12 protein-coding genes are annotated in these 14,468 nt (G+C 68.9%); 4 read left to right on the top strand and 8 right to left on the bottom strand.

All coding sequences use genetic code 11. The features are described from left to right. Positions 1-220 (bottom strand): pyrroline-5-carboxylate reductase family protein (locus tag PLC66_RS07285; protein WP_324538875.1); only part of this gene is annotated, 220 nt, incomplete at its 3' end. Positions 221-260: 40 nt separating this feature from the next. After that, a complete protein-coding gene (locus PLC66_RS07290) occupies positions 261-980 on the bottom strand; it encodes a YggS family pyridoxal phosphate-dependent enzyme (protein ID WP_324538877.1) in 720 nt (239 codons plus the stop codon). 91 nt (positions 981-1,071) lie between these two features. On the opposite strand from PLC66_RS07290, the gene PLC66_RS07295 reads away from it, so the two are divergent. Both PLC66_RS07295 and PLC66_RS07300 read left to right on the top strand, forming a co-directional pair. Further along, positions 1,072-2,112, top strand: coding sequence for a type IV pilus twitching motility protein PilT (locus PLC66_RS07295; RefSeq protein ID WP_324538879.1), 1,041 nt, complete (start codon positions 1,072-1,074; stop codon positions 2,110-2,112). Between the two features lie 127 nt (positions 2,113-2,239). Next, positions 2,240-3,373, top strand: coding sequence for a PilT/PilU family type 4a pilus ATPase (locus PLC66_RS07300; RefSeq protein WP_324538881.1), 1,134 nt, complete (start codon positions 2,240-2,242; stop codon positions 3,371-3,373). 15 nt (positions 3,374-3,388) lie between these two features. Here the strand turns inward: PLC66_RS07300 and PLC66_RS07305 are convergent, their stop codons facing one another. Next, complete coding sequence (locus tag PLC66_RS07305) at positions 3,389-4,558, bottom strand: THUMP domain-containing class I SAM-dependent RNA methyltransferase (protein ID WP_324538883.1); 1,170 nt, start codon at positions 4,556-4,558, stop codon at positions 3,389-3,391. A gap of 214 nt (positions 4,559-4,772) precedes the next feature. Between PLC66_RS07305 and PLC66_RS07310 the strand changes: the two genes are divergently transcribed. Then, a complete protein-coding gene (locus PLC66_RS07310) occupies positions 4,773-6,416 on the top strand; it encodes a FecR family protein (RefSeq protein ID WP_324538885.1) in 1,644 nt (547 codons plus the stop codon). A 20-nt stretch (positions 6,417-6,436) separates the two neighbouring features. Next, the gene (locus tag PLC66_RS07315; RefSeq protein WP_324538887.1) at positions 6,437-9,298 is read left to right on the top strand and encodes an EAL domain-containing protein; all 2,862 of its coding nucleotides are present in this window, start codon (positions 6,437-6,439) and stop codon (positions 9,296-9,298) included. 121 nt (positions 9,299-9,419) lie between these two features. On the opposite strand, the gene PLC66_RS07320 is transcribed toward PLC66_RS07315, so the two are convergent. Genes PLC66_RS07320 through PLC66_RS07340 form a run of 5 tightly spaced genes read right to left on the bottom strand, consistent with a single transcriptional unit; the run spans position 9,420 to position 14,454 of the window. Next, a complete protein-coding gene (locus PLC66_RS07320; RefSeq protein WP_324538890.1) occupies positions 9,420-10,442 on the bottom strand; it encodes a formate dehydrogenase subunit gamma in 1,023 nt (340 codons plus the stop codon). A 10-nt stretch (positions 10,443-10,452) separates the two neighbouring features. Further along, positions 10,453-10,689, bottom strand: coding sequence for a hypothetical protein (locus tag PLC66_RS07325; RefSeq protein ID WP_324538892.1), 237 nt, complete (start codon positions 10,687-10,689; stop codon positions 10,453-10,455). After that, on the bottom strand, positions 10,686-11,312 hold the full coding sequence (gene fdh3B / locus PLC66_RS07330) for a formate dehydrogenase FDH3 subunit beta (RefSeq protein ID WP_324538894.1): 627 nt from the start codon (positions 11,310-11,312) through the stop codon (positions 10,686-10,688). Before fdh3B ends, PLC66_RS07325 begins: the two co-directional genes overlap by 4 nt. Before the next feature lie 18 nt (positions 11,313-11,330). After that, positions 11,331-14,234 (bottom strand): formate dehydrogenase subunit alpha, encoded by a 2,904-nt coding sequence (locus PLC66_RS07335; protein WP_324538896.1) that lies wholly within the window; start codon positions 14,232-14,234, stop codon positions 11,331-11,333. 13 nt (positions 14,235-14,247) lie between these two features. After that, the gene (locus PLC66_RS07340; protein WP_324538898.1) at positions 14,248-14,454 is read right to left on the bottom strand and encodes a hypothetical protein; all 207 of its coding nucleotides are present in this window, start codon (positions 14,452-14,454) and stop codon (positions 14,248-14,250) included. Between the last annotated feature and the right edge of the window lie 14 nt (positions 14,455-14,468).

Below are 14,468 nucleotides of genomic sequence, written 5' to 3' on the forward strand. Positions count from 1 at the left end.
TCATCTGCTGCGGCTTGACCGCGAGCACCAGCACCTCGCAGGCGATCGCCGCGTCATCTGCCGCCTCGATCGCGCGCACGCCGAAGCGCTGCACCAGGGCTTCGCGCGCCGCGGCACCCAGTTCGACGACCTGGATGGCGGCGGCCTCGAAGCCGCGTTCGATCATGCCGCCGATGAGAGCGGTGGCCATGTTGCCGCCGCCAAGAAAAGTGATCTTCATGAGCTGACCTGGATGGATGAGCCGACGCCGCATGCCGGCGTCAGGCGGAAAGGCTTGAAGCCCGGGTTGAAGCCGGCGCGCGGCGCTCGCCGAAAATGGCCGTGCCCACACGCACCACGGTCGCCCCCGCGGCGACCGCCGCCTCGAGGTCGTGCGACATGCCCATCGACAAGGTGTCGACGGCCAGGCCCGCGGCCACGAGTTCATCCCGCAGGCCACGCAGCAGGGCAAAGCGCGCCTGCAGCAGCGCCGCATCCTCGCTCGGCTCGGGGATGCACATCAGGCCGCGCAGGCGCAGCCGGGGCAAGGCGGCCACCGCCCTGGCCAGCGCGAGCGTCTCGCCCGGCGCGATGCCGCTCTTGCTGTCCTCGCCGCTGACGTTGACCTGGATGCACACATTGAGCGGCGGCAGATGCACGTCGCGCTGCGCCGACAGGCGCTCGGCGATCCGGAGGCGGTCGATGCTGTGCACCCAGTCGAAGGCATTGGCCACCGGCCGTGTCTTGTTGCTCTGCAGCGGACCGATGAAATGCCACTCGAGACCGAGCGTGCGCAGGGCATCGATCTTGTCGACGCCTTCCTGCACGTAGTTCTCGCCAAAACGGCGCTGACCGGCAAGGGCTGCTTCGCGCACCGCCTCGGCCGGCCAGGTCTTGCTCACGGCCAGCAGATCGACCGACGCCGGCTCACGACCCGAGGCCCGCGCGGCGGCAGCGATGCGGGCCTGCACCGCGTGCAGTCGCTCGGCAATTGTCGTCATATTCCGTGGCCTATTTCCTCAAGGGCAAAGCGCAAAAAGTATAGCATTGCCGCGTTGCCTCCTTTTTGCGCCGCCGCGCGCCGCCGACACCATGGACATCACCGAACTGCTCGCCTTTGCCGTCAAGAACAAGGCGTCCGACCTGCACCTGTCTGCCGGCCTGCCGCCGATGATCCGGGTGCACGGCGACGTGCGCAGGATCAACCTGCCGCCGCTCGAGCACAAGGAAGTGCATGCCATGGTGTACGACATCATGAACGACGCGCAGCGCAAGCAGTACGAGGAGTCCTGGGAGTGCGACTTCTCCTTCGCCGTGCCCAATCTGGCGCGTTTCCGGGTCAACGCCTTCAACCAGAATCGCGGCGCGGGCGCGGTGTTCCGGACCATTCCGACCAAGGTGCTCACCCTCGAAGAGCTCAACTGCCCGAAGATCTTCAAGGACATCGCCAACCAGCCGCGCGGCATCGTACTGGTCACCGGCCCCACCGGCTCGGGCAAGTCGACCACGCTCGCGGCGATGCTCGACTACGTCAACGAGAACGAATACGGCCACATCCTCACCGTCGAGGACCCGATCGAATTCGTGCACGAATCCAAGCGCTGCCTGATCAACCAGCGCGAGGTGCATCGCGACACGATGTCCTTCAACAACGCGCTGCGCGCCGCGCTGCGCGAAGACCCCGACGTGATCCTGGTAGGCGAGTTGCGCGACCTCGAGACGATCCGCCTCGCGCTCACCGCGGCCGAGACCGGCCACCTCGTGTTCGGCACCCTGCACACCTCGTCGGCGGCCAAGACGATCGACCGTATCGTCGACGTCTTCCCCGCGGCCGAGAAGGACATGGTGCGCTCGATGCTGTCCGAGTCGCTGCGCGCGGTGATCTCGCAGACCCTGCTCAAGACCAAGGACGGCGCCGGCCGCGTGGCGGCGCACGAGATCATGATCGGCACCCCCGCGATCCGCAACCTGATCCGCGAGAACAAGATCGCGCAGATGTACTCGTCGATCCAGACCGGCCAGAACGTCGGCATGCAGACGCTCGACCAGTGCCTCGCCGACCTCGTCCGCCGCAATGTGGTGTCGGCCGCCGAGGCCCGCATCCGGGCCCAGAACAAGGACAATTTCGCATAAGGCACGCGGCCGGTCGCGACCGGCCCGGACCACAGCCCCAGGACCCGACGGTGCCCGCCCCAAGCCGGCCCGTCGACCGCACAGCGCAGCACGCCGCGGGCGACCGCCGGCGCCAGGAGTTGGAAAGATGGAACGCGACCAGGCCCTCAAGTTCATGAACGATCTGCTGCGGCTGATGCTGCAGAAGAATGGCTCCGACCTCTTCATCACCACCGGTTTTCCGCCGGCGATCAAGATCGACGGCCGCATCGTGCCGCAGTCCAACCAGGTGCTGCAGCCGCAGCACACGGCCGAACTGGCGCGCGCAATCATGAACGATCGCCAGGCCTCCGAGTTCGAGGCGCACAAGGAATGCAACTTCGGCATCTCGCCCTCGGGCATCGGCCGCTTCCGCGCCAACGCCTTCGTGCAGCAGGGGCGTGTCGGCCTGGTGCTGCGCACCATCCCCCAGCGCATCCCCAAGTTCGAGGAACTCGGGCTGCCGCCGGTACTGACCGACATCGCCCTCACCAAGCGCGGCCTGGTGATCTTCGTCGGCGGCACCGGCACCGGCAAGACGACCTCGCTGGCCTCGATGGTCGATTACCGCAACGAGAACACCTACGGCCACATCATCACGATCGAGGATCCGATCGAGTTCGTGCACGCCCACAAGAACTGCATCATTTCGCAGCGCGAGATCGGCGTGGATACCGAGTCCTGGGAGGCGGCGCTGAAGAACACCCTGCGCCAGGCGCCCGACGTGATCCTGATGGGCGAGATCCGCGACCGCGAGACCATGGACTACGCGATCGCCTTTGCCGAAACCGGCCATCTCTGCCTCGCCACGCTGCACGCCAACAGCGCCAACCAGGCCATCGACCGCGTCATCAACTTCTTCCCCGAGGACCGGCGCCAGCAACTGCTGATGGACCTGTCGCTGAACCTGCGCGCCATGGTGTCGCAGCGCCTGCTGCCGATGAAGGACCGCAAGGGCCGCGTGCCGGCGGTCGAGGTGCTGCTCAACTCGCCGCTCATCTCGGACCTGATCTACAAGGGCGACATCCCGGCGATCAAGGAGATCATGAAGCGCTCGCGCGAGCTGGGCATGCAGACCTTCGACCAGTCGCTGTTCCAGCTCTACGAGGACGAGCTCATCACCTACGAGGACGCGCTGCGCAATGCCGACTCGATCAACGACCTGCGCCTGCAGATCAAGCTCAATAGCCGCCACGGCGACCAGGACCCGGGCTCTGGCCTGCAGAATCTCGGCATGCTCTGAGCCCGCGCCCGGCGCTCAGCCTGCCGCCCTGTCCGGTGCCACGCGGCTGCGGTTGCTGCCGCTCACCATGCGGTATTCGTACAGCCGGCACTCGAGCGCGCCGTTGAACAGCGGCGTGCGCCGGCTCGCCTTGAGACCGATGAGCTTGGGCAACTGCGGGTCCGCGCTGAAGAAATAGCAACGCCAGCCGCCCCAGCTGCGCTTGAGCGCATCGCCCAGGCGCGGGTAGAAGGCGGCGAGCTCTTCCGTCTCGCCCAGGCGCACGCCATAGGGCGGATTGGCGACCATCACCCCCTCGGCCGCCGGCGGCCGGCGCTCGAGCAGGTCGGCGCGCTCGAGCTGCACGCAGTCGGCGAGCCCGGCCGCCTCGAGGTTGACGCGGCTGCGCCGCACCCATTCGCCGACCACGTCCGAGCCGAACACCGCCAGCGCCCGGGGCTGCTGGCGCCGGCGCTCGGCTGCCGCCCGCACCGCCGCCCAGCCCGCGCGGTCGTGGTGGCGGAAACGCTCGAACGCGAAGCCGCGCCCCAGCCCCGGCGCGATGTCGAGCGCCATCTGCGCCGCCTCGATGAGGAAGGTGCCGCTACCGCACATCGGGTCGAGCAGCGCCTCGCCGGGCTGCCAGCCGCTCAGGCACAGGATGCCGGCGGCGAGGTTCTCCTTGACCGGCGCCTCCACCGCGGCCGGCTTGTAGCCGCGCTTGTAGAGCGGCTCGCCCGAGGTGTCGAGGTACAGGGTGACGGTGTCCGCGGTCAGGAAGACGTGGATGCGCACCGCCGGGTTCGCGGTGTCCACGCTCGGCCGCTTGCCGCTCACGGTGCGGAAGTGATCGCACACCGCGTCCTTCACGCGCAGGGTGATGAACTCGAGGCTCTTCAGCGGTGATTTCTGCGCGGTGACGTAGATGCGGATGCTGTCATCGGCGGTGAACCATTTCGCCCAGGTCACGCTGTAGGCCAGCTTGTAGATGTCGATCTCGGCCCGGTAGCGACCCTGGGCGACGCGCCACATCACGCGCGTGGCAAGCCGGCTCTCGAGGTTCGCGCGCTGGCAGGCCGTCCAGTCGCCCTGCCAGCTCACCCCGCCGTGCAGCGCGCGCAGCTCGCGCCCGCCCAGGCGCTCGAGTTCGGCAGCGAGCAGGGCCTCGAGTCCGCGCGGGCAGGGGGAGAAGAACACTTCGGCCATGAGCGGCTCCGTTTGCAGGTAAGGCCAGCATTGTAGCGCCCGCTCCGCTGCGCACCGCCGCGCCGCGTGCCAGGCGCACGACAAGCCGTCCGCCGCGCCCGCCGGCATCGCCCAAACATATTGTTCGAAGCAAGCGCAATGTATTATTCCGGGGCAATTCGCGATGACCCCCAAGAAGAACACCGCTGATCGATCTGCATATCCAGGAACCGCCATGCAGGCCTGCCCTCCCGAATCAGCGCGACCGGCGCGAGCCCGCGCCACCCTGCTCGGTCTTGCGCTCGCAGCGTGCTGCAATGCGGCGCTGGCGCAGGACGTCATCTATGTCGTGCGCCCCGGCGACAACCCCTGGAACATCACCCAGCGCTACCTGAAGAGCATCGACTACTGGCCGCGCATCCAGGACTACAACCGCATCCTCGACCCGCTGGCGATTCAACCCGGAACGCGGCTGCGCATTCCCGTCGCCTGGATGCGTGGCGACAGGGACACGGCACGCGTGCTCGACATGCGCGGCACGGTCGAGCGCTGGGTCGACGGGACGATGGCGCCGCTCGCGGCGGGCATGACGCTGGCGCCGGGCACGCACCTCCGCAGCGGCGCCGATGGCAGCCTCACCCTCGAATTTGCCGACGGCAGCCGCAGCCTGGTCGGCAACAACACCGAGCTGCGCCTCGATGAGATACGCCGGTTGAGGGCCTCGGGCGCGCAACAGGTGCACATCGAGCTGCAGCAGGGCCATGTCGAGAGTGCCGTCACCCCTGGCAATCGCAGCGGGGGGCGGTTCATGATCCAGACTCCGGCGGCGTTGGCGGCGGTGCGCGGGACCGACTTCCGCGTCAGCGCCGAGGCCGATGGCGTGCGCGCCGAGACCCTCGAAGGCGAGGTGGCGTTGCGCAACAGCCGCGGCGTGACCCGCCTGCCGGCCGGCACCGGCACCTTCAGCGCGCGCGGACGCGCGCCCGAGAAGGCGTCGGCGCTGCTGCCGGCGCCCGAGCTCGACACCCTGCCCGAGCGCCTCGAGCGCGTCCCCTTCCGGGTGCCGATTGCGGCCGTCGAAGGGGCGCGCGGCTACCGCACCCAGATCGCGCCGCTGACGGGCTTCAGTGCAATCGAATCCGACCGCAGCGGGGCGGAAGCGGCCGTGCTCGGCCATGCCGGGCTCGCCGACGGCAGCTATCGCCTGCGCGTGCGCGCCATCGACGGCCGCGGCCTCGAAGGCGTCGACGCCGAGCGCAGCATCGTCATCGACGCCCGTCCCGAGCCCCCCTTCCCCAGCCTGCCGGCGCCCGACGGCTTTGCCACCGACGAAGGCGTCGCCTTTGCCTGGGCGGCCAACGCCGACGCCGAGCGCTACCACTTCGAGCTTGCGCGCGACGCCCACTTCCAGGACCGGGTGCTGCAGCGCGACGATCTCACTGCGCCAGGGCTGGTGCTGGACGAGGCGCTGGCCGCCGGCGACTACTTCTGGCGCATCGCGGTCAGCACCGCCGCCGAGGGGCGCGGGCCGTTCTCCGACGTGCAGCGTTTCCACCGCCCACCGCCCGGCCCAGTGCCCGAGGCACCGGATGTCGACGGCTACACCCTGCACCTGCGCTGGCGCGCGAGCGACGGCGCGCAGCGCTATCAGGTGCAACTGAGCAGCGCGGCCGACTTCGCTGCCCCCGAGTACGAACTGGACACCCAGGCCGCCGAGTTGAGCATCGCCACGCCACCCGCGGGCGTGTGGCATGTGCGCATCCGCAGCCAGGAAGCGGGCAGCCCGCCCGGCCCCTGGGGCAAGGCGCAACAGATCGAGGTGCCGCACACGCACTGGCGCGCGTTGCTGATCCTGCTGCCCCTGCTGCTGGCGCTATGAAACCGGGCAGGCGCCAGGGCGTGCTCGGTGACCGCGGCGCCTGGTTGCTCGCGGGCCTGTTCGCCAGCCTGCTCGTGCTGCCGGGCTGGAACGGCCTGAAGCGCCTCGACCTGCTGCTGTACGACACGATCGAGCCCGTTTTCCGCGCCGCCGCGCTGGCTCCGGCGTCGACCGTGGTCGCGATCGACGAGGCGAGCGTCGACGCGCTCGGGCGCTGGCCGTGGAACCGCAACGTGCATGCCGAGCTCATCGACGGTCTGACTGCGGTCGGCGTGTCGGCGATCGGGATGTCGATCCTGTTCCCCGAGCCCGCACCCGGTGACGCCGAACTCGCCGCGGCCATGAAGGCCTCGGGCCGGGTGATCCTGGCGCTGGCGCCGCGCGCCGCCGATGGCGGGGCCAAGACCGAAGCAATCGCAGAGCTGTTGCCCAACCCCCTGCTACTGGCCAGCGCCGCCGGCCTCGGCCACGTCGACGTCGAACTCGACGCCGACGGCCTCGTCCGCCGCACCTTCGCCCGCGCCGGCAGCCCCAGCCCGAGCTGGGATTCACTCGCCCTCGCCACGCTGAAGCGCGCAACCGGAAACGAGCTGCGCAACGGCGCGAGCCTCAATGCGCAACAGCCGGCATGGCTGCGCCGGGTGGCGTACCACCCTGGCTGGGTACGCGCGGACGAGCTGCTGCTGCCCTTCCCCGACGCCGCCAGCAAGCCCGAACAGCGGTCGTACTTCACGCTTCTGAGCCAGCCCGAGCGCGTCCACGAACTCGCGGGGCGCGCCGTCTTCGTCGGCGCCACCGCCGGCGGCATCGACGCCGGACTCGCCACGCCGAGCTCGCCTCAGGGCCAGCTGATGGCCGCGGTCGAGTTCCACGCCCGCGCCTACGAGGCGCTGCGCAGCGGTCTCGTGTACCGCAGCGCCGACACTGGCCTCGTGCTCGGTTTCAGTCTGTTCTTCGTCGCGCTCACGGGCCTGATCCAGCCCCGCTTCGGCCTGCGCGGCGCACTCGTGCTCGGCGGCCTGTGCCTGTTGCCGCCGCTCGCCAGCGGTGCGGCCCTCCATGGGCTGCGCCTGTGGATCCCCCCGGCAGGGGCGCTGGGCGCCCTGCTGCTGGGCGCACTGCTGTGGCTGCTGCACTTCCTCGAGCGCACGCGCGGCTCGCTCGCTCGCGCCCGCCACGATGCCGACGCCACGCTGCGCTCGATCGCCGACGCCGTGCTCACGATCGACGAGGACACCCGCGTCGTGCTGCTCAACCCGGTCGCCGAGACCTTCACGGGACTGGACCTGCGCGCGGCCAAAGGCCGTCCGGTGGGCGAGCTGCTGCGCGACTTCACCGACCAGACCCCGCTGGTCGTGGACACCGTGCTCGGCTGCCTCCAGCATCGCCAGACCATCCGCCTGCCCGAACCGATCCCCTGGCAGGGCCCGCAGGGCCGGCACTACGCGCTGCGCCTGACCGTCACCCCGGTGGGCGCAGCGGGCGGCGGCGCCGTGCTCGTGCTCAACGACATCACCGAGACCCTGGCCATCACCGCACGCCTGCAGCATGAGGCCACCCACGATCTGCTGACGGGCTTGCCGAACCGCGCCCTGCTGCTCGACCGCCTGCGCCAGGCGCAGGCCCATGCCCAGCGCCGCGGCAGCCTGGTGGCGCTGCTGTTCGTGGATCTCGATCGCTTCAAGCGCATCAATGACAGCCTCGGCCACGCGGTCGGCGATCAGGTGCTGCAGGTCGTGGCAGCGCGGCTGACGGCCTCGGTGCGCGGCGGCGACACCGTGGCGCGCTGGGGCGGCGACGAATTCATCATCCTGATGGACAACCTGCACGACCGCGGCGACGTGGTGGCGGTCGCGGAGAAGCTGCTCGAGCTGCTGGAGCGCGAAGTCGAAACCGAGGGCGACACCGGTCTGGTGCTGTCCTGCAGCATCGGCATCAGCGTCGGACCGGCCGACAGCGCCGACGCCGAGTCCCTGCTGTCGATGGCAGACAAGGCGATGTATCGCGGCAAGCTCGAGGGCGGCAGCCGCTACACCTTCTACTCGCCCGAGATGAACACCTGGTCGCGCGACCGGCTGAGCATGGAGGCTGCGCTCCGCCATGGCCTCGTCAACAACGAATTCGAGCTCTTCTACCAGCCGCAGATCGACATCAAGAGCGGTCGCCTGGTCGGCCTGGAGTCGCTGCTGCGCTGGCACCGGCCGGGCAATGGCCTGGTCCGCCCGGATGTGTTCATCCCGGCCGCCGAGGAAAGCGGCATCATCCGCAACCTCGGCGAATGGGCGATCCACGAGGCCACCCGCCAGGTCGCACGCTGGAGTGCCGAGGGTCTGGACGCCGTGCCGCTCGCCGTCAACGTGTCGGCGCGCCAGTGCTCGGACATGGGCATCGTCGACACCATTCGCAGCGCCCTCGGCGACAGCGGCCTGGACCCGAAGATGCTCAAGGTCGAACTCACCGAATCGACCGCGATGGGTGAGGGCGAGCGCGTCGCCGAGTTGCTGCGCAGCATCCACGGCCTGGGCGTCGGCGTGGCGGTGGACGACTTCGGCACCGGTTACTCCTCGCTGTCGCTGCTCAAGCGCTTCCCGATCTCGGAGCTGAAGATCGACAAGAGCTTCGTCGGCGACATCACCGACGACAGCGACGATGCCGCCATCGTGCGTGGCACCATCGCGCTGGCCCACGGCCTGGGCATGAAGGTGGTGGCCGAGGGCGTCGAGACCGAGCAGCAGTTGCGCTTTCTCGCGCGCTACCGGTGCAATGTCGCCCAGGGCTTCCTGTTCGCGCAGCCGCTGCCCGCCGGAGAGATCTGCCCTTGGCTGCGGATGTCGCCTCCGCATGCGATGCGCGCCATCCGCAGCGCGCACAGCACGCACTGAGCACGAAACCGGCGCCCGAGAAAACGCGACCCCGCGCGGGCACGGCCCGTGCGAGGTCGAATGTGCCGGGCCCGAGGGAGGTATGGAGCAGGCCCGGACAGGGAGAGAAGCGCGTGTCGCCCTATGGCCGCCCCGACTTGCCGGCCTTGGCCTCGTGATACCAGACCTCGTGGTGCTCCTTCGCCCAGGTCTCGTCCACGTAGCCGGTCTTCATCGACTGGTAGGCCCCCTCGACGCCCAGGGTGCCCATGTAGATATGGCCGAAGGACAAGGCCAGCAGTAGGATCGCCCCGATCGTATGGACGACGTTCGCCGTCTGCATGTCGGCCCGCGTCCAGTCGCCGAGGTTGGGAAAGTCCAGGATCAGGCCGGAGATCGCCACCGTCAGCCCGAGGAAGGTCACGCCGATCCAGAACCAGGTCTTCTCGCCGAAGTTGAAGCGCCCCGAGGGCACGTGGCCACCGTCGAGCATGCCGCCGGCGCGGCGGATCCACACCGCGTCGATCGCCTGCCATACGTTGTCGCGCACGAAGGTCAGGATCATCAGCAGCACGAACACGCCGAAAGCCGGGCCGACGTAGTTGTGCACCGTCTTGCCGACGTCGAGCAGGGCCGCCAGCGCGCCATGGCCGAAGATCGGCAGCAGCACGTGCTTGCCGAACAGGATCGCCAGCCCGGTCAGCGCCAGCAGCAGGAAGGTGATGGCCGTGCCCCAATGCACGAAGCGCTCGAAGCCGGAGAAGCGCTTCATCAGGCGGCCGGTGCGCGGCTCCTGCAGCTTCATCGTGCCCTTCACCAGCCAGAACAGCAGGATGGCGGCGGGGACCACGATCAGCAGCCAGCCGCCGTACTCGGTGATCGGGCCGTTGCGCAACTGGCGCCAGGTGTTGCCCTCGCTCTGGATCAGCACGCCGGCTTCCGGGCCGCGCACATTGGTGGTGTGCTCCTCGCCCGAACGCACCGCGCGCCACACCGGTGCGTTGTTGAGCGGACGCTCGAGCTGGCGCTCGGCCTGATCCGCCGCGGCGCTGCCGGGCGGCCGCTCGGCCGCCTGCAGCGGCAGGGCGAATGCCCACAGCAGGACCATGAGCAACAGCGCGACGAGCCAGCCGCCGCCCTGCGCCCGCATCATGCGTATTCTCATGGCGCTCTCCTCACTGGATGCGGTTGTACTCGGACTGGCCGCGCGCGCGCTCCCTGAGCGCCTTCTCCCAGGCCTCGCGGTCGCCGTTGAACGCGCCACCCTCCCAGGGCCGGGTGTCGGTCTTGCCACTGTACTGGCCCTGCTCGTACACCGTGACCTGAGGCACCTCGCTGCAGGCCGCCAGACCGCCGAGCAGCCCGCTCGCCACGGCAAGCAGCGTCAGCCGCTTCAGTATTGGCATGCTCATGACCGACCCTCCCGCTTGCGTTCCTGCTTGCGCTCGCCGCCGCCGTAGGCGGCATCCCAGCCCCACACCTCGGCCCCCGTGCCGCGGCGCAGCACCCGCTCGCGGAAGATGTCGGCCACCACGTTGGCGTCGCCGGCGAGCAGCGCCTTGGTCGAGCACATCTCGGCGCACAGCGGCAGCTTGCCCTGGGCCAGGCGGTTGGAGCCGTACTTGTCGTATTCCGCCTGCGAGCCGGTCTCCTCGGGACCGCCGGCGCAGAAGGTGCACTTGTCCATCTTGCCGCGCGCGCCGAAGGCCGCCGGGCCGTTGGGGAACTGCGGCGCCCCGAACGGACAGGCGAAGAAGCAGTAGCCGCAGCCGATGCACTTGTCCTTGTCGTGGAGCACCACGCCGTCTTCGGTCTTGTAGAAGCAGTCGGTCGGGCACACCGCCATGCACGGCGCATCCGAGCAGTGCATGCAGGCGACCGAGATCGAGCGCTCGCCCGGCACGCCGTCGTTCATCGTCACCACGCGGCGGCGGTTCACGCCCCAGGGCACCTCGTGCTCGTTCTTGCATGCGGTGACGCAGCCATTGCATTCGATGCAGCGCTCGGCGTCACACAGGAATTTCATGCGTCCCATCGTGTTCTCTCCTCGCCCTTAAGCCTTGCTCACGCGGCACAGGGTGGTCTTGGATTCCTGCATCATCGTCACCGGGTCATAGCCATACGTGGTGGCGGTATTGACCGCCTCGCCGCGCACGATCGGCGCCGCGCCCTCGGGGTAGTACCTGAGCATGTCCTCGCCCTGCCACCAGCCGGAGAAATGGAAGGGCAGGAACACGGTGCCCGGCGCGACGCGCTGGGTGACCTGGGCACGCACCTTGAGGCGCGCCTTGGTCGGCGATTCGACCCAGATGTACTCGCCGTTGCGGAAGCCCGCGTCGTTGGCGTCCTTGGGGTTCACCTCGGCGAACATCTCCTGCTGCAGCTCGGCCAGCCAGGGGTTGGAGCGCGTTTCCTCGCCACCGCCCTCGTACTCCACGAGGCGGCCCGAGGTCATGATCAGGGGGTACTCGCTGGAGATGTTCTTGACCTTGTCCTGCATCGACTTGTACAGCGTCGGCAGGCGCCAGAACTTCATCTTGTCGTCATGGGTCGGGTACTTCTCGACCAGGTCGGGGCGCGGCGAGTAGATCGGCTCGCGGTGCAGCGGCACCGGATCGGGGAAGTTCCACACCAGCGCGCGCGCCCTGGCGTTGCCGAAGGGGTGGCAGCCGTGGTTCTTCATCGCCACGCGGATGATGCCGCCCGACAGGTCGGTCTTCCAGTTCTTGCCCTCGGCCGCCTGCTTCTCGGCGTCGGTGAGCTCGTCCCACCAGCCCAGCTTCTTCAGCAGCACGTCATCGAACTCGGGGTAGCCCATCTGCAGGTCGGCGCCCTTGGAGGCCGAGCCCTCGGCCGCCAGCAGCGACACGCCGTCGCGCTCGACGCCGAAGTTGGCGCGGAAGTTGCCGCCGCCGTCCATGACGTGCTTGGAGGTGTCGTACAGGTTGGGCGTGCCCGGGTGCTTCATCTCGGGATTGCCGTAGCATGGCCACGGCAGGCCGAAGTACTCGCCGTCGCAGGGGCCGCCGGCCGCCCTCAGCGTGCGCACGTCGAAGGTGTGCATGTTCTTCATGTGCAGCTTCAGGCGCTCGGGCGACTGGCCGCTGTAGCCGATGGTCCAGGTGCCGCGGTTGATCTCGCGCAGGATGTCCTCGATGCTCGGCTCGTCCCAGCCCTGGGCGTCCTTGTCGAGCTTGATGTTCTTCACCAGCTCGTCCGCCCAGCCGAACTTCCTGGCGAAGGCGTACATGATGGTGTGGTCGGGTTTGGACTCGAACAGCGGCTCGATGACCTTCTCGCGCCACTGGATCGAGCGGTTGGACGCGGTGCACGTGCCGACGGTCTCGAACTGGGTGCAGGCCGGCAGCAGATACACGCCGTCCTTGCGCACCATCGCCGCCATCGACGCAGTGGCCGAGGGATAGGGGTCGATCACCACCAGGGTGTCGAGCTGCTTCATCGCCTCGACCATCTCGGCGCCGCGCGTCTGCGAGTTGGGCGCGTGGCCCCAGTAGACGACGGCACGCAGGTTGCTGGGCTGGTCGATCAGCTCCTTGTTCTCGGTGACGCCGTCGATCCAGCGCGACACCGTGATGCCCGACTTGGTCATCAGCTCTTCCGAGGCGTAGCGGCTCTTGACCCACTCGTAATCGACGCCCCACACCGCGCACCAGTGCTTCCACGACCCGGCCGCCAGGCCGTAGTAGCCGGGCAGCGAGTCGGGGTTGGGACCGACGTCGGTCGCGCCCTGCACGTTGTCGTGGCCGCGGAAGATGTTGGTGCCGCCACCCGACACGCCGACGTTGCCCAGCACCAGTTGCAGGATGCACATCGCGCGCACGTTGGCGTTGCCCACCGTGTGCTGGGTCTGGCCCATGCACCAGACCACCGTCGAGGGCCGGTTCTTGGCCAGCGTCTCGGCGACCTTGAACACCTGCCCCTCGGGGATGCCGGTCACCTCCTGCACGCGCTCGGGCGTCCAGGTCATGATCTCTTCCTTGACCTTCTCCAGGCCGAAGACGCGATCGGCGATGTACTTCCGGTCTTCCCAGCCGTTCTGGAAGATGTGGTAGAGCAGGCCCCAGATGAAGGGAATGTCGGTGCCCGAGCGGATGCGCACGAACTGGTGCGCCTTCGCCGCCGTGCGCGTGAAGCGCGGGTCGACGACGATCATCTTGCAGCCGTTCTCCTTGGCGTGAAGCATGTGCAGCATCGACACCGGATGCGCCTCGGCGGCGTTCGAACCGATGTACATCGCCGCCTTGGAGAACTGCATGTCGTTGTAGGAGTTGGTCATCGCACCGTAACCCCAGGTGTTCGCCACCCCCGCCACCGTGGTGGAGTGGCAGATGCGCGCCTGGTGGTCGCAGTTGTTCGTGCCCCAGAAGGACACGAACTTGCGCAGCAGGTAGGCCTGCTCGTTGTTGTGCTTGGAGGAGCCGATCCAGTACACCGCGTCGGGACCGGAATCCTCGCGGATCTTCAGCAGGCGATCGCCGACCTCCTGGATGGCCTGCTCCCACGAGATCTTCTGGTACTTGCCGTCGACCAGCTTCATCGGGTATTTCAGACGGTGCTCGCCGTGGCCGTGCTCGCGCAGCGCGGCGCCCTTGGCGCAGTGTGCGCCGAGGTTGATCGGCGAGTCGAACACCGGCTCCTGGTGCACCCACACCCCGTTGCGCACGATGGCATCGGCAGCACAGCCCACCGAGCAGTGGGTGCACACCGTGCGGCGTACCTCGGCTGGACCGTCGCCGCGGGACACGCCGGGTGCCGCCGCATCGGCGGCACCGATCAGGTTGTAGGGCAACTGGGTGGCGATGGCGCCGGCGCCAAGGCCCAGGCCGGAGCGCTTGAGGAAGGCGCGGCGGTCCATGGTCTGGCCCAGCGGCCGCGCCGCCGCACCGTGCAGGCGACGCGCACTGCCGGCGGCAGAGTCGGATTTCCTGGTCAGCATCGTCGTGCCCTCCTCAGACCCGCGCCGTGCGGTAGTAGCTGCGCATGTGCGCACTCACGCCCTGCTCCGCGGCCTCGCGGCGCGCGGCCTCGACCACCGGCGCGGCCTGCGGCACGGCCTGGGTGGCTGCGGTCGCTACCGCAGCGGCGCTGGCCGCGCCGCCGGCGCCAACGGCCAGCAGGAAGTTCCGCCGCGACAGTTTCTGCGTCTCGTCTTTCATCATCGATCTCCCCC

Origin of the sequence: Thauera sp. (assembly GCF_035444905.1) — a bacterium.
GTDB lineage: Bacteria > Pseudomonadota > Gammaproteobacteria > Burkholderiales > Rhodocyclaceae > Thauera.